The following is a 15,512-nucleotide window of genomic DNA, read 5'->3' as shown; positions in this document are numbered from 1 at the left end:
GTGAATCCTGCGTCCTCAGACAACTGGTCATGAATCCGGGTGCGACAAAACGTCGCCTGGCATGGCGGCGGCGATGGCGCTCAAGCAATTGCCGGTCAAGTCTTGTAATACTTATTCGGCGCGCTAAACCAATCTGTGTATTGTACGATCATCGCCCGCATTCAATTTCAGGACAGTATGAACACCCTCCAGGAACCTCCGAGTTGTTTCCCTTCTTCAGCCATTGGCTGGCCAGTGACCTGTTATTCATATGGCGCACTTCCCTGTCTTTCCAGCGCTTCGCCCCTTCGCTTGCCTCGTGTCGTTGCTGATGAATATTCGACAGGTGCGGTCGTGTCTGCTCGTCACCTTCTTCAAGTTTTAGAGGCTGAATAATTCCCATGGAATGGATTGCTGATCCCACGGCATGGCTTGGCCTGCTGACGCTTATTGTTCTGGAACTGGTACTGGGTATCGATAACCTGGTGTTCATCGCCATTCTGGCCGACAAACTTCCGCCCGAGCAGCGCGACAGGGCGCGGGTGATCGGCCTGTCGCTGGCGCTGATCATGCGACTTGGCCTGCTGGCCAGTATTTCCTGGATGGTGACACTGACCGAGCCTCTTTTCGAAGTGTTCGGCAAGACGTTCTCTGGTCGCGACCTGATCATGTTGTTCGGTGGTATTTTCCTGCTGTTCAAAGCCACGATGGAATTGCACGAGCGACTTGAAGGGCATGTGAGCCAAAAAGCGGCCAATGCAGGCTATGCGCTGTTCTGGCCCATCGTGGCGCAGATCGTCGTACTCGATGCAGTGTTCTCGCTGGACGCAGTGATCACAGCCGTAGGCATGGTCGAGCACCTGTCGGTGATGATGATCGCCGTTATCTTCTCCATTGGTCTGATGCTGATTGCCAGCAAACCGCTGACCAAATTCGTCAACAGTCGTCCCACAGTCATCATGCTGTGCCTGGGCTTTTTGATGATGATCGGCTTCAGCCTGACTGCGGAAGGCCTGGGTTTCCACATTCCAAAAGGCTATCTGTATGCGGCCATCGGCTTCTCGATCCTGATCGAAGTCTTCAATCAGATCGCCCGCAAGCGCAGCAAGAAGTCCAACCATGGTCATCTTCCCCATCGCGAGCGGGCTGCCCATGCCGTCATGCGTTTGCTGGGCGGTCGCCGGTTGGAGTCCGGAGATGTCGACGAGGAAATCATCGACATGATGGAAGGCGAAAGTACCGGGCCGGTGTTCCACCGCCGTGAGCGCGTGATGATCAGCGGCGTCCTGCAACTCGCAGAACGTCCGATTCGTACGGTCATGACGCCACGCGCGGAGATCGACTACATCGACCTCAGCGACGACGCTGACAAGATCCGCCTGAAACTGATGCACTCTTCGTACTCGCGTCTGCCGTTGATTGGCGAAGGTGGTATCGATGAGCCGTTGGGCTTCGTGCATAAGAAGGAGTTGCTCAAGGAGCTGTTGTCCGGCAACGAGCCTGACCTGAGGCTGCTGTCACGCAAGGCCATCAACCTGCTTGAGAACTTCACGATCCTCAATGCACTGGAGCAGATGCGCAAGGAGTCGACCCACATTGCGTTCGTGGTCAACGAGTTCGGTGATTTCATCGGCGTGTTGAGCATGACCGACATCCTGGAATCGATTGCCGGCCAGTTGCCTGACGCCAGTGAGGTAGAAGGTCCGGACATCGTGGCGCAGGGTGATGATTTCATCGTGTCGGGTGCCTTGAACCTGAGCCTGATCCGCGAACGCACGGGCTTTCAAGCCCAGGCCACCGACGACTACCAGACGCTGGCCGGCCTGGTCATGAGTCTGCTGGACCGCTTGCCGACGGCGGGCGACAACCTCAAGTGGCAGGGTTGGGACCTTAAAGTAGTGGGCGTTGAAGAGCGTCGCGTGACCCGTGTGCTTTTGCAACGGCAGCCCGAGGCGAGCGCGGGTAAATAACAACATGCAGTGACAACGAAAACGGGCCGAGAGGCCCGTTTTTCGTGGGGTTGCGGTTGGTCGTCCGATCGCAGTCAAGGTGTTGCGAGAGTGGTCTATTCTGGATTAATCCCGTGGCTTCAACGCGCAGTCAGCCACTCCATGAAACGGAGACTGCCATGACTGCTGCGTTCATCTTCAATCCCAACCTGACTTACGATGTCATCTCCACTCGCAAGCGCTACCCGGTCTGGCGTATTCGTGAGCGCAAGGTCTATGCGTATCTGGAGCACGATCCGCGTCGAGACTGGAGCGGCGAAATAGGCACATTGAGTCTTGGAACGCCGCAGCGCCTGGTCGACCATGATGGACAGACCATCGCTTACATCGTGGGTGCAGAAGTGCGAGATACCAGGGGGCATCGGTTCTCACTGACTGAGGTCAAGGAGTGACAGGCTGATCGGTTCAAAGAATCACACAGGGCTAAAGGCCCCCTGCAATAGGAATGTCAGGGAGCCTGCTGCAAGGGCAAGGGGATTACCTGCGACGTGGACGTGAAACCACGGACTCGATGTTCTTGCGCCCGATCAACATGGATTGCGCAGGTTGGCGGGTGTCACCTTCGTCAGCCTTGGGCGCATGGCCCAGCCATTTGAACATCACCAGGCAGTCCACCAGACCCAGCCGGGCATGCCGATAGGCCTTGGGCAGGCGTCCTACAGTGTCGAACCCAAGCTTGGTCCAGAGCGCCACGGCGACTTCATTGGACGCGACCACAGAGTTGAACTGCATGGCTTGAAAACCACTGTCGCGCGCCAGTTGCTGCGAATGCTCGCACATCAACCGCGCCACCCCTCGGCCACGCGCCGCGTCGGTCACCATGTAACCACAGTTGCAGACATGATCACCCGGACCTGCAGCATTCGCCTTCAGGTAGTAGCTGCCCAGCAACTGACCTTCTTCCTCCGCAACCAGCGTGTGCAGGGGCAGCGTCATCCAGATCTCACGGGCCTGCTCAAACGTCAATGTTGGGTCATAGGCGTAGGTTTCCTGCGCCATTGCGACAGACTGGAAGGTAGGCCAGAAGCGGTCGAAGTCTTCTGGGGTCATGGTGCGGATCTGGATCATGGGGGACCTTAGGTCGAGGCTCACGGGTACTGTTTTGTGCTGATGAGCACCTTATTCGTTGGATGAGGAGGGCGCAAGCAGGCTGGATGAAACGCCTCGTCGGGGCGCGCAGAGCCTTTTTTTAAAGCGTCTCTGACGGTTGCGGTTTCGCTGGCGCGGGGGGCTGCCTGGGACTTCCACGTTGCTGGGAGTGGCAATACGAGTAGGGGCGGAGTGTGTCATCACGCTCGTGTTTTGTGCGGCAAAAGCTCGTAGAGGCTATCGGCCCTTGCGAGTCGATAGCCGTCAGTCACATTCAGGCCGAGAGCGGGCTGCCCCAATCGTCAGAGCCCGAAGTGCTGGCTTTTTCATGGGTCCAGGTGATCTTGCGATAAGCAAAATGTACGTCTTCAAGGTGAGTGAATTGCGACGTGGCCGAGTCCTGGCAGTTGTACATGTAATCCTTGATCTCGACGATGATCGCCTTCTCCAGCAGCGTCGTGTAGTAGTGCTCCTGCTTGCCTTCGCTTGAGGTGCGGTACCACATGATCTCGACCGAGCTCAGTTGTTCGCCGGAGGTGAGCGCCTGTTGGAGTAATGGCGATGACTTATCGAAGATTTTGGTAATGCACAGAGGTGCATGAACGCGTTGTCCGGTGGGCTGGCCTGATTGCGGATCCCGAGGAATCGTTATCATATGGCTGAAGGCCTGTACCATGGCCTGATCGGTATGTCCTTCCTGATAAATACTACCTACAGACTCTTGAGTAAAAGCATTCAGGGTTAAAACGCCACGCGTTTCGCTAGTAATCGTTATGTAAGCAGGTGTTGCCATTAGATAAGCTCCTTATAATACGGAATATCCAGCCTGTTCTGTCTTGCTGGTTATCGAGTATTAACAAGAACCGTGCCATTTGATGAATAACCCGATGGCAAGGCCTTGTGGCGAGTCAAATCAGTATTTTCGTGATCCTGCAGACTACTGAGGGTTTGTAGTTGCGCAGCTTTTTGCACAGGAGGAAGAATATTTGCGCAGTGCTTGCAAAGGTCAGTGTTCATTAAGTGTCAGTAACTCAGGCCAAGTGCGCAGCGCTTGAGCGTGTGTAGATAGTTGCGCATGTTGCCAGGTGATATGCAGGCAATTGTGGGTAAGTGGTTCGGGTGAGGGTGAATGCTTGTGGTTCGTTTGAGGTCCTACAATATTTCTGTTCTGCGCTGTAGGAAATTTCTGAAAAAATAGTATGCGCGTTTGAGTGGCTTGTTAAAGGTGGAGCTTATAGTTAATGTTTAACCCGTCAACAGTATTCAGCGTTAAACACCTATCGATTGGCGATAAGGATAGCAGTGGGGTGGCACATGGACAGACTCTCTGCTCTTTATCTTCGTATTGCCCAGGCGCCCATATCCAGCCTTTCTTACGCAGGTAATGATGTTCGCTATTCGACTGATTTTGAAGTGTTGGACGGTCATCTTAAGGGTGAGCAATCAATGCACGGGTCTGGGCACGTTGACTGGGACAAGGTTCGCGAGGTCAGTGAAAAGATTCTGCGCGAACAGTCCAGGGATCTTCGTGTTGCATGCTGGTTAGTCTGGGCGCTCTATAAATGCGAGGCGTTTCCAGGCTTATTGGCTGGAATGGAATTGTTACTTCATTTATGTGAAAACCATTGGTCCGTTTTGTACCCGATCAAGCCGAGAACACGCACAGCAGCCTTTGCGTGGCTGGTGCCCCGACTCGAAAAGGTGCTTGTAGAAGAGGTGTCTGTAAAAAAGCAGCTGTCGCTGTTTGAGAAACTATCAGCGCATCTTGAGGCTTTAGATAATCTATTGGGGCTTCATTTCGGGGAAGCGTCGCCTTTGCTTCTGCCGCTGCGCAGGCGACTGGACCGTATGCTAAAGCTTGCGTCTCAAGACGACAGCAAGCCCATGGCAATGGTTGCGCAGGTCAAGCAAGCCGCCACTCAGCTTTTCAGTCCTGCCCCCGTGGGCAGCGATAAAGAGGCTCGCAAAGCGCTCGGCACTCAACAGGAACTTGCCCAATCGCTATGTGCCTGGTGGTTGCGGCAGAAGGCGACCGATCCACGTGCGTTGCGCCTCAATCGCACGCTACTGTGGCTGGGGATCGATTCCATGCCGGAGTGCAATTCCCAGCGGATAACGGTATTGCGCGGCTTGCCTGCTGACAGACTGGATGAGTACAGAGGGCGTTTTGAACAGGGTAAATACGCCGATCTGATAGTGGACATTGAAATGAGCATCGCCCGTTCGCCGTTTTGGTTCGACGGCCAACGTATGGTCTGGGCGTGTTTTGAAGCACTTCAAGCCCAGGGTGCTATGTATGAAGTTGAGATCCAGTTTGCGCTGTTCTTGCAGCGGGTTTCAGGCATCGCTGACCTGCATTTTTACGACGGGCAACCGTTTGCTGATGAGGCCACGCAGAGCTGGATTGCGACTCATGTAATGCCCCATGTTATTCCCGTGCAGCCTGAGCGCTCTTCGGGTAATGCGGGAGTGGGGCCCGCTTGGGACGTCGTGTTGGATGAAGTCGTCCAGGCACTGCCGAAAACCGGCTTCAAAGATGCCGCTCAAGTATTGATGCAGCACCTGAAAGAGGCACGCAGTGAACGTGACCGTTTTTATTGGCAATTTGCTGTCGCCCGGCTCTGTTGTCGAGCAAAGAAATACGAACTCGCCAGGGTTCACCTGGAACTGCTGGATCAGCAACTTCAGAAGCAAGGGCTTGAGCACTGGGAGTTCGAAGCCTTTCTGGAGATTTCGCAACGTTTATACAGTTGCTACGAACTGCTTCCCCCGACTCAAGAGACTCGGGTAAGTAAGGAGTCGATATACCGACGATTGTGTCAGTACGATTTTGAGTCGCTACTGAGTAAGTCATAACGCCTGCACAGGCAAGGAGAGAAACCATGGCCAAAGAAGGCTCTGTCGCGCCTAAAGAACGGATAAACGTCACGTTCAAACCTGCTACCGGCGACGCCCAGGAAGAGATTGAATTGCCTCTGAAGTTGTTGGTGTTGGGGGATTTTGTTCAGCGGGTCGATGAGCGAAAGCTTGAAGACCGCAAGTCGATCAGCATCGACAAGAACAATTTCGATGAGGTGCTGGCCAAACAGGAGTTGCAACTGTCATTGAGCGTGCCGAATCGCTTGCAGGTCGAGGGCGACGCCACGGAACTTGCGGTGGATATCAAAGTGAGTTCCATGAGTGACTTCAATCCCGCCAGCCTGGTCGAGCAAGTTCCGGAACTGAAAAAGCTCATGGAGTTAAGAGACGCCTTGATGGCTCTTAAAGGGCCGTTAGGCAATGCTCCGGCCTTTCGCAAGGCGATTGAAAGTGTACTCACCGATGAAGCATCCCGCCATCGAGTGCTCGAAGAACTAGGTGTCGAGGCAATGCAAGCATGAAACGTTTGAACGGCCAGGAGGCACAGCCATGAATACCAATGTTGCGCAGAAAAACACGGCCGAACAGACAGAGTTCGGCATTCTTGATCAGATCATCGCTGAAACCAGGATGTCTCCCGGGGACGAAGCCTACGCGATAGCGAAACGCGGCGTGGCGGCGTTTATCGAAGAGTTGCTCAAACCTCAGAACAGCGCCGAGCCGGTCAAAAAGGCACTGGTTGACCGGATGATCACCGAGATCGATGTCAAGCTCAGTCGTCAGGTGGATGAAATTCTGCACCACCTCGAATTCCAGGCGCTGGAATCGTCATGGCGCGGATTGAAGTTGCTGATCGATCGAACGGATTTTCGAGAGAATATAAAGATCGAGATGCTGAATGTGTCCAAGCAGGACTTGCTGGACGACTTCGAGGACTCGCCTGAGGTGTTCCAGTCTGGCCTCTACAAGCATGTTTATACCGCGGAGTACGGGCAGTTCGGTGGCAATCCGGTAGGGGCAATCATTGCCAACTACTATTTTTCCGCCAGTTCGCCTGACGTCAAGACCATGCAGTATGTCTCGAGCGTGGCATGCATGGCACACGCACCATTCGTCGCAGCAGCCGGGCCGCAGTTTTTTGGGCTTGAGCAGTTCACCGGTCTGCCTGATCTCAAAGACCTGAGGGATCATTTCGAAGGTCCGCAGTTTGCCAAGTGGCAGAGTTTCCGTCAGCAGGAAGATGCCCGATATTTTGCGCTGACGGTGCCTCGTTTTCTGCTTCGCAGCCCCTACGATCCTGAGGAAAATCCGGTCAAGACGTTCGCCTACAGAGAGAATGTTGCCAATGAGCACGAGCATTATCTGTGGGGTAACACGGCGTATGCGTTTGCGACACGTTTTACTGACAGTTTTGCCAGGTTTCGCTGGTGCCCCAACATTATAGGCCCGCAAAGCGGCGGGGCCGTTGAAGACCTGCCGCTGCATCATTTCGATAGCATGGGCGAGATCGAAACCAAGATACCTACCGAGGTTCTGGTCTCCGACCGCCGCGAGTACGAGTTGGCGGAAGAGGGGTTTATTGCGTTGACCATGCGCAAGGGGAGCGACAACGCAGCATTCTTCTCGGCAAGTTCTGTGCAAAAACCCAAGTTCTTTGGAAACAGTCCAGAGGGCAAGACGGCCGAACTCAACTATAAGTTGGGTACCCAACTGCCCTACATGATGATTGTCAATCGACTGGCTCACTACATCAAAGTGCTGCAACGCGAGCAGATCGGCTCATGGAAAGAGCGGACGGATCTTGAGCTTCAACTCAACAAATGGATACGTCAATACGTGGCCGATCAGGAAAACCCGGGAGCCGAGGTTCGTGGCCGACGTCCGTTGCGTGCAGCGCATATCACCGTCAGTGATGTCGAGGGTGATCCGGGCTGGTATCGCGTCGGACTTAACGTGCGTCCGCACTTCAAATACATGGGGGCCTCGTTCACGCTTTCTCTGGTCGGAAAGATGAATAAGGAATGACCTGCGGCGCCAGTTTGTTCGAGCGACTGGGCAATACCGCTGACACTCGAACCGGGTTGAGTCGTGAAGCGCGCCTGATGGCTTCGGTGGCGGCGCATCTTTCAAGAATGCTAAGCACTCGTGCAGGCAGCGTCCACATGCTGCCTGATTACGGCCTTCCAGACGTGAACGATATGCGCCTCAGTCTTCACGACACCCTGCGGCACGCTCAGAAGTCGATTGAACACTTCATTGGTACTTATGAACCACGCCTCAGCAATGTCCGGGTCGTTGCAGAACCTGATCATGACAATGTGTTGATGTTTATGTTCTCCATCAAGGCGTTTCTTGAAGTCGATGGCGCTAATAAGGAAGTGGTGTTTTACGGCGCTCTGGATGGCCGTGGCTCCGTCAACGTGAGGAGTCACTGAATGTCTGCCCGCGAGCAGCGCGTGTATTCGTTAATACGGACGTCGTGCTGCTTGCACCTTTTAAACCACAGCATGTACCCACTTCAAAACAGGTAAACGAACGTTGTCTTTCAATGACTACTATCAGGATGAGCTCTCGGCGTTGCGTCACCTTGGGCGTCGTTTCTCCGAGCGTAATCCTGCGTTGGCACCTTTTCTGGGTCAAACAGGGCGTGACCCGGATGTCGAGCGATTACTCGAAGGGTTCGCATTCCTGACAGGGCGGCTGCGTCAGAAGCTGGATGACGAACTGCCCGAGTTGACGCACTCCTTGATGCAGTTGCTATGGCCCAACTACATGCGGCCGTTGCCATCGGTGAGCATGCTTCAGTTCGAGCCATTGCTGCGGCCCGGGCCTGCGGTGCTGGTCGAACGTTCGACCCCCGTCGAGAGTGAGCCGGTCAACGGTGTGGTCTGCCAGTTTCGCACCTGCTTTGCGACTGAAGTATTGCCGCTCGTGCTCAAAGACCTGAGTTGTTCTCCGACCAGTGATGGCGTGACGCTGAAGCTGCATCTGGAAATGAGCTGCGATGGTCATGTAGGTGATCTGCAATTGACCCGACTGAGGCTGCACTTTGCAGGTGATCGTCATATCAGCCAGGCGTTGTACCTTGGGCTGATGCGTAAATTGCAAGGGATTACCTTGAGTTTGCTGGATGCCGAGGGTCGTCTGCTTGTTGGTCATGACGGACAGCCCATCGAGTTTCAGATTCCGGTCAGCGAAGTTTCTCCGGTTGGCTTCGCTGAAGAAGAGGCATTGATACCTTACCCCTTCAATACCTTTCGGGGTTATCGCTACCTGCAGGAGTATTTTTTCTTCCAGGAAAAATTCATGTTTGTCGACGTGAAGGGATTGGGTGTTCTCAATGCGGTGCCTGAAGCGCTTTTAAAAAACGCGCGCGGATTACAGATGGCTTTCACGATCAAGGGTGCGGATATTCAACGCCTGCGTCCTACGCTGGATCATGTAAGGCTTTACTGCACGCCTGTGGTGAATCTATTTGAACAGGACGCCTTGCCTATTCTCGTCGACGGTAAACGGGACGAGTATCTCCTCATGCCGTCCAGAGACAGCGTTGACAGTTGCGGCGTGTATTCGGTTGACAAAGTAACGGGCTGGCAATCAGGCGGTCTGGGGTATCAGGAATATGTCGTGTTCGAGTCGTTTGAACATGATCCGGTCGCCGACGTGAAGGCCAACACGCCTTTTTACAGTGTCCGCCAGCGTCCGTCCCTGCAGTACGAGGGACTGGACACTTACTTGAGTTTCGATCTTCGCGGTGCCGAGTATCAGGAAGCGATTTCCATCAGACTGACCTGCACGAACCATAACCTTCCCTTGCAGATTAAAGTCGGCGGTATTTCCAGGGCGTGTGATGGGACACCGGATGCTCTTCGGTTCAAAAATATCATGCCCGCCACCCCCAGTTATCCGCCTCCGATCAATCGGGATTTCCTGTGGCGGGTCATCAGCAACATGTCGCTCAACTACTTGTCGCTGGCCAACATTGATGCGTTGAAAGTCATTCTGGAAACCTACGACCTGCCGCGTCATTACGATCAGCAGTCCGAGAAAACCAGTCGGCATCTGCTCAACGGGCTCGAGTCGATCAGCCACCAACCTGTCGATCGGTTGTACAAAGGCCTTCCGGTACGTGGCGTCAGGACAGCGCTGGTGATCAATCCCGATGGCTATGTGGGGGAGGGCACGCTCTTCCTGTTTGCTTCGGTACTCAATGAGTTTTTTGCGCTGTATGCCAGCCTCAATTCATTTCATGAACTGCATGTAAAAAGTACTCACGGAGATCGTTACGAATGGACACCGCGTATGGGACTCCAGCCGCTGCTTTAGTTGCGTTGGGGCGCACGATCCGCGAGTACTCGATCTATCAGGCCATTCCGCTGATTTTGAATGTACTGCGTCAATTACACCCTGCGGCCGACGATGAGGGCCTGCATGCGTTTCTGGAACTGCAGGCAAATCCGAGCCTGGGTTTCCCCGGAAGCGATATCGAAGGGCTTGAGCTTTTCGAAGAGCGTGGGCTCGTCCACGTTCGGCTGCGCCTTAACGTTATCAGCCTGTGTGGATCCGGTTCGCCGTTGCCTGCCTTTTACAGTGAGCAGGCGCTGGATGATGGAAGCCGTTGTAATGCGACCCGGGATTTTCTCGACCTTTTTCACCACCGTCTTCAGAAGCTCATGCTGCCTGTCTGGCGCAAGTACCGTTATCGCGCTGTTTTTACCAAAGGTGCAAAGGACCCGTTTTCGGAGCATTTGTTTGCGTTGATCGGGTTGGGTGGCGAACGGATCAGAGGGACTCGCGAACTCAACTGGAAGCGACTGCTTCCCTACCTGGGGTTGCTCAGTCTGCGTGCCCACTCTGCTGCGCTGATCGAGTCTGTTCTTCGCTATTACTTCAAGCATGCAGACCTGTTTATCGAACAGTGTACGCAGCGTCAGGTGTCCATCAGTCCGGGACAGCTCAATTCGTTGGGCTGTCTCAATAACCGGCTGGGGCATGACGTGGTGCTGGGCGAGCGTGTTCGTGATCGAAGCGGCAAGTTTCGTATTCACATCAAACAACTGTGCTGGGAGCGCTTCCACGAGTTTCTTCCCATCGGGCCAGGGCATCAACCGCTGAAGGCGTTGGTGCGTTTCACCCAGCGCGACTTTCTCGCCTACGACCTCTCTCTGGCATTGCGTCGTGAGGAGATCAGGGAACTGCGTATCGGCGAGCAGAACACCTGCCGTCTCGGCTGGACCAGTTGGTTGGGGTGCGAGCGGGCGGACGGTGTTGTCACGCTCGGCCAGTCTATTCATTAAGGACAGATATTCATGATCAACGTAGATCTGCAACAACTGGTCAACGCACTGGATGCGCACACTCGGCAAGATCTGGAGAGTTGCGCGGGGCGATGTGTAGCCAGAGGCGGCAGCAAAATTCTTGTGGAGGACCTGTTACTGGCCCTGCTGGAGCGTCCTGAAAGTCTTCTCGCGCGTGCGCTGCTGGACGCAGGTGCCGAGTCCGCGCACCTGGCTGCTACGCTGCAGCCCGCGATCGAACACAGTGCATCCAGCAATCCTGTGTTCGCGACAGAGTTGATTCAGTGGCTTCAAGACGCACTGCTGGTGGCCAATCTTGAACTGCGCCAGAACCACATCGAACAGGCAGCGCTCATTCTGGCGTTGTTGCGCAATCCGATGCGGTACGCAGGCGCTCGCTATCACCGGCTGTTGAGCATGATCAATGCCGATCGTTTGCGCGATTTCGCACTGGACGATCAGGCGGGTCCAGATGTTCGGCCATTGAAAGACATAGGCGAGTCCTGGCTCAAACGCTTCACTCATAACCTGACTCAACAGGCACGCGAAGGTCGGCTCGACCCTGTGCTGTGTCGTGACGAAGCCATACGCCAGATGGTCGACATCCTTGCCCGGCGGCGTAAGAACAATCCGATTGTGGTCGGTGAGGCCGGCGTCGGCAAGACTGCGATCGTCGAAGGACTGGCCCTGAGAATCATCGAAGGGGAGGTGCCTGAGTCCCTCAAAGACGTCGAGCTGCTGACCCTGGACATGGGGCTGCTGCAGGCAGGTGCCAGCATCAAGGGCGAGTTCGAGCGTCGTCTGAACGGTGTGATCGAAGAGGTCAAAGCGTCAGCGCAGAGCATCATCCTGTTTATCGACGAAGCGCATACCCTGATAGGCGCGGGAGGGCAGGCGGGTGGCTCGGATGCTGCGAACCTGCTCAAGCCGGCCCTGGCCCGCGGAGAGTTGCGCACAATCGCTGCGACCACTTGGGCAGAGTACAAAAAGTACTTTGAAAAGGATCCTGCGCTGGCACGTCGCTTCCAGCCGGTTCGGGTGCTTGAGCCCACAGTCGCAGAGGCCATCACCATTCTGCGTGGTCTGGCGCCGGTCTACGAGAAAAGCCACGGGGTTTATCTGCGCGATGATGCCGTGGTTGCCGCCGCGCAGCTATCGGCTCGCTACCTGACGGGACGGCAGTTGCCGGACAAGGCGGTCGATCTGCTCGATACCGCTTGCGCGCGGGTTCGAATCAGCCTTGCCGCCGCCCCCGAGCGACTGGAGCGCCTGCGAACCAAGTTTGCCGAGCAGCGACGCCAGCTCGATGCCATGCAACGTGATGCGCGTGCCGGGCTTGTCGTTGACGGGCAGGGCCTGATCGCGCTGGAGGACGGCCTTCAAGCACTTCAGCGGCAGATCGGCACCCTTGAGTCTGCATGGCAACGGCAACGTGCTGGCGTCGAGCGCTTGCTTTCGCTGCGTCGGCAGTTGACTGACTTGCAGACGCAGCACAATGGCGACGCTGCAACCGGCTCGCAGTCATTGCAGAGTGAAGGCCAGGCGATTGAGTCGCTTGAAGGCGAGTTGCAACAGGCTCATTGCGAACTGAGCGAACACCAGGCCGCCGATCGTCTGGTCAGTTTTGAAGTGTGTCCCAGATTGATTGCTGAGGTGGTCAATGCCTGGACGGGCATTCCTCTGTCACAGCTCGCACTGGAATACAGTTCGAAAGTCGCCAGCTTTGCGGCCGATCTGAAAACGCGCATCCGGGGTCAGGACCAGGCAGTGCATGTGCTAGATCGGGCCATGCGTGCGGCTGCGGCCGGTTTGAACAAGCCGGACGCACCGGTTGGCGTTTATCTCCTGGTGGGGCCCAGCGGGGTAGGCAAGACTGAAACGGCTATCGCACTGGCGGATCTGCTTTATGGCGGCGAGCGTTTCCTGACGACCATCAACATGTCCGAATTTCAGGAAAAACATACGGTGTCGCGTTTGATCGGCGCACCCCCGGGTTATGTGGGCTATGGGGAAGGGGGGCTGCTGACCGAGGCCGTCCGGCAAAAGCCCTATTCCGTGATTCTGCTGGATGAGGTGGAGAAGGCCGACCCTGATGTCATGAACCTGTTTTATCAGATCTTTGACAAAGGCATTGCCAATGATGGGGAGGGCCGGGAGATCGACTTTCGCAATACCTTGATCCTGATGACGTCCAACCTGGGAAGCGAGCGCATTACGGCGTTATGTCAGTCAGATCCCCAGCCTGATGTCGAGCAACTTAAGACCGGCATACGGCCGCTGCTGATCGCACATTTCAAGCCCGCGTTGCTGGCCCGAATGCACGTGGTGCCCTACTACCCAATGACAAGAGACGTGCTGCGTGAACTGGTTGAACTCAAGCTGCTGCGACTGGGCACCCGCCTGAAAAACAGAGGGCTGGTCTTCGGCTATTCCAGGCGTCTGGTCACGTTCCTGCTGGATCGCTGCGAGCAAGGTGACACCGGCGCGCGACGTGTCGATCAATTGCTGGACGCGTGTGTCACGCCTCTGATCGCCGATCGATTACTCGTCGCCATGTCCGAGGGTAAAGACATCCACCGGGTTCACGCGACCCTTGACGAAGCGGGTCTTGTTGTCTGTGAGTTCGAATAGCATGGAATCGATGTTCAGCTCGGTCCAGCACCCCTTAGGCTACGCACAGCAGCTGTGCTCAATCTATACGCATTTGTCACAGGCGGCTGACGACGCCATGCTGCTGAATGATTTTGTTCACTCGGCCTCGCGCCTCAGTGGTTGCGAACTGAGCCAATTGTTCATGTTCGACGTAACACCAGGATGCCTGAAATTAAAGGCGCAGGTGCTGGATGGGAACATTCGCTCGGGATCGCCAGATAACGATGTCACTGACCACAGTGCAGAGCACCTATTTCAGTTCGTTGCGCGCAATGGCAAGCCTGTCAGCATCAGTGACCTGAGTTGCGCGCTCTACAACACGTGTTTTCTGCCCGGCAGCGAGTCAGCCTGGAGATCGCTGGTGTGTGTCCCATTGATGAATCGGGATCAGACCGTCGCCGGGCTATTGGTCTGTGCAAGCAGGGAGGTGACGTCACTGGAGGGTTTCGCAGCGTCACTGGGCTCTCTGGGGACGTTCGTGGTGTCACAGCAGGCCTTGCTCAGGCGCCATCAGCCCTTGGCCTCTGCTTCGATGACCGAACCGCAGTCTGCCGTGTCCAGTTACGGATTGATCAGCAACAGTGCAGCGATGCGCCAGACCTGCGAGCTTGTCGGCAAGGTGCTGCAAAGTCCTTATACGGTCTTGCTCACCGGCGAGACCGGAACCGGCAAGGAGGTCGTTGCCCGCGCCATACACGATCATGGGCCGCGGCGATCGAAGGCGTTCGTTGTGCAGAACTGCGCGGCGTTTCTCGAGAGCCTTCTTGAGAGCGAATTGTTCGGCTACCGCAAAGGCGCGTTTACCGGCGCTGATCGTGATCATCGGGGGCTGTTCGACGTTGCGCATGAAGGCACGCTTCTGCTCGATGAAATCGGCGACATGCCGATCGGGCTGCAGGCCAAACTGCTTCGTGTTTTGCAGGAGGGAGAGATACGCCCGCTTGGCTCCAACACCGTGCGCAAGGTCAATGTGCGCATCATCGCAGCGACTCACCGGGATCTGCCAGCGCTGATCGCGCAAGGGCGGTTTCGCGAGGACCTTTACTACCGGCTCGCGCAGTTTCCGGTCGCGCTACCGGCCTTGCGCCAACGAATCGAGGATATTGAACCGCTCGCCAGGCTTTTCGCAGACAACGCGTGCGATGCGCTCAAGCGCGCCCGTGTTGCCTGGTCGCAGTCCGCTCTCGCATCGCTTTCCAGCCATCCATTCCCCGGCAACATCCGGCAATTGAAGGGCTTTGTCGAGCGAGCGGTCTTGCTCAGTGAGAACGGAGAGCTGTTGCCCGAGCACTTTCCTTTTGCGCCAGCGCCTCAGGGTTGTGTGGTTGGCGTGACGTTCCGCGAGCGCATGGAGCAGTTCGAACGTGGGCTGTTGCTTGATTATTTGCATAAGAGCAACGGCAACCGAACCGTGACAGCGAGAACCTTGGGGTTATCGAGACGTACCCTGCTTTACCGGCTGGCGCATCTGGATATCAACAGCGCGCAAAAAGGACGCTGCTAAGCGTCTGCGATCTTCCCACCCTTGGCTAATGGAGAAGTCTGATGAATTTCAGTCACGGCATAGCTGTGCTTTTTTTATGTGTTTTACCGATGTTTCTGGGAGGTTGCAGTGGCCCCTTTAAGT

Annotated in this window: 12 protein-coding genes; 10 read left to right on the top strand and 2 right to left on the bottom strand. The window is 55.6% G+C overall.

All coding sequences use genetic code 11. From position 1 onward, the window contains the following. Positions 1-380 precede the first annotated feature (380 nt). Positions 381-1,949, top strand: a complete 1,569-nt coding sequence (locus tag H8S56_RS02930) for a TerC family protein (protein ID WP_024685674.1) — start codon at positions 381-383, stop codon at positions 1,947-1,949. Positions 1,950-2,107: 158 nt separating this feature from the next. Further along, the gene (locus tag H8S56_RS02925; protein ID WP_024685675.1) at positions 2,108-2,380 is read left to right on the top strand and encodes a hypothetical protein; all 273 of its coding nucleotides are present in this window, start codon (positions 2,108-2,110) and stop codon (positions 2,378-2,380) included. Between the two features lie 85 nt (positions 2,381-2,465). On the opposite strand, the gene H8S56_RS02920 is transcribed toward H8S56_RS02925, so the two are convergent. Beyond that, positions 2,466-3,056, bottom strand: coding sequence for a GNAT family N-acetyltransferase (locus tag H8S56_RS02920; protein ID WP_024685676.1), 591 nt, complete (start codon positions 3,054-3,056; stop codon positions 2,466-2,468). Positions 3,057-3,351: 295 nt separating this feature from the next. After that, positions 3,352-3,870, bottom strand: coding sequence for an Hcp family type VI secretion system effector (locus H8S56_RS02915; RefSeq protein WP_024685677.1), 519 nt, complete (start codon positions 3,868-3,870; stop codon positions 3,352-3,354). 521 nt (positions 3,871-4,391) lie between these two features. Between H8S56_RS02915 and tssA the strand changes: the two genes are divergently transcribed. The 8 genes from tssA (at position 4,392) to H8S56_RS02875 (ending at position 15,389) form a co-directional block, all read left to right on the top strand. Then, the gene (tssA, locus tag H8S56_RS02910; protein WP_187517817.1) at positions 4,392-5,933 is read left to right on the top strand and encodes a type VI secretion system protein TssA; all 1,542 of its coding nucleotides are present in this window, start codon (positions 4,392-4,394) and stop codon (positions 5,931-5,933) included. Between the two features lie 26 nt (positions 5,934-5,959). Then, positions 5,960-6,457: a type VI secretion system contractile sheath small subunit gene (tssB, locus tag H8S56_RS02905; protein WP_024685679.1), complete on the top strand. Its 498-nt coding sequence runs from the start codon at positions 5,960-5,962 to the stop codon at positions 6,455-6,457. 28 nt (positions 6,458-6,485) lie between these two features. Continuing rightward, positions 6,486-7,961, top strand: a complete 1,476-nt coding sequence (gene tssC / locus H8S56_RS02900; protein WP_187517816.1) for a type VI secretion system contractile sheath large subunit — start codon at positions 6,486-6,488, stop codon at positions 7,959-7,961. Beyond that, positions 7,958-8,371 carry a type VI secretion system baseplate subunit TssE gene (tssE, locus tag H8S56_RS02895; protein WP_187517815.1) on the top strand — a complete coding sequence of 138 codons (414 nt, stop codon included), beginning with the start codon at positions 7,958-7,960 and terminating at the stop codon, positions 8,369-8,371. The genes tssC and tssE overlap by 4 nt, the downstream gene beginning before the upstream one ends. 103 nt (positions 8,372-8,474) lie before the next feature. Then, positions 8,475-10,262 (top strand): type VI secretion system baseplate subunit TssF, encoded by a 1,788-nt coding sequence (gene tssF, locus H8S56_RS02890; RefSeq protein ID WP_187517814.1) that lies wholly within the window; start codon positions 8,475-8,477, stop codon positions 10,260-10,262. Beyond that, a complete protein-coding gene (gene tssG, locus H8S56_RS02885; protein ID WP_024695172.1) occupies positions 10,226-11,233 on the top strand; it encodes a type VI secretion system baseplate subunit TssG in 1,008 nt (335 codons plus the stop codon). The genes tssF and tssG overlap by 37 nt, the downstream gene beginning before the upstream one ends. Positions 11,234-11,245: 12 nt before the next feature. Beyond that, positions 11,246-13,864, top strand: coding sequence for a type VI secretion system ATPase TssH (tssH, locus tag H8S56_RS02880; protein WP_187517813.1), 2,619 nt, complete (start codon positions 11,246-11,248; stop codon positions 13,862-13,864). Positions 13,865-13,874: 10 nt separating this feature from the next. Then, complete coding sequence (locus H8S56_RS02875; RefSeq protein ID WP_187518001.1) at positions 13,875-15,389, top strand: sigma 54-interacting transcriptional regulator; 1,515 nt, start codon at positions 13,875-13,877, stop codon at positions 15,387-15,389. Positions 15,390-15,512: the final 123 nt, after the last annotated feature.

The organism is Pseudomonas triticifolii, assembly GCF_014358015.1.
Classification (GTDB): Bacteria; Pseudomonadota; Gammaproteobacteria; order Pseudomonadales; family Pseudomonadaceae; genus Aquipseudomonas; species Aquipseudomonas triticifolii.
The sequence above is the reverse complement of the archived record's forward strand: the minus strand, read 5'-3'. Positions and strand labels throughout refer to the sequence as shown.

Bases quoted from the DNA above. Each gene is read 5' to 3' on its own strand.
- H8S56_RS02925 (WP_024685675.1), top strand. From the start codon at position 2,108: ATGACTGCTGCGTTCATCTTCAATCCCAACCTGACTTACGATGTCATC.
- H8S56_RS02875 (WP_187518001.1), top strand. From the start codon at position 13,875: ATGTTCAGCTCGGTCCAGCACCCCTTAGGCTACGCACAGCAGCTGTGC.
- tssB (WP_024685679.1), top strand. From the start codon at position 5,960: ATGGCCAAAGAAGGCTCTGTCGCGCCTAAAGAACGGATAAACGTCACG.
- tssA (WP_187517817.1), top strand. From the start codon at position 4,392: ATGGACAGACTCTCTGCTCTTTATCTTCGTATTGCCCAGGCGCCCATA.
- tssC (WP_187517816.1), top strand. From the start codon at position 6,486: ATGAATACCAATGTTGCGCAGAAAAACACGGCCGAACAGACAGAGTTC.
- tssE (WP_187517815.1), top strand. From the start codon at position 7,958: ATGACCTGCGGCGCCAGTTTGTTCGAGCGACTGGGCAATACCGCTGAC.
- H8S56_RS02915 (WP_024685677.1), bottom strand. From the start codon at position 3,870: ATGGCAACACCTGCTTACATAACGATTACTAGCGAAACGCGTGGCGTT.
- tssH (WP_187517813.1), top strand. From the start codon at position 11,246: ATGATCAACGTAGATCTGCAACAACTGGTCAACGCACTGGATGCGCAC.
- H8S56_RS02930 (WP_024685674.1), top strand. From the start codon at position 381: ATGGAATGGATTGCTGATCCCACGGCATGGCTTGGCCTGCTGACGCTT.
- tssG (WP_024695172.1), top strand. From the start codon at position 10,226: ATGGACACCGCGTATGGGACTCCAGCCGCTGCTTTAGTTGCGTTGGGG.
- H8S56_RS02920 (WP_024685676.1), bottom strand. From the start codon at position 3,056: ATGATCCAGATCCGCACCATGACCCCAGAAGACTTCGACCGCTTCTGG.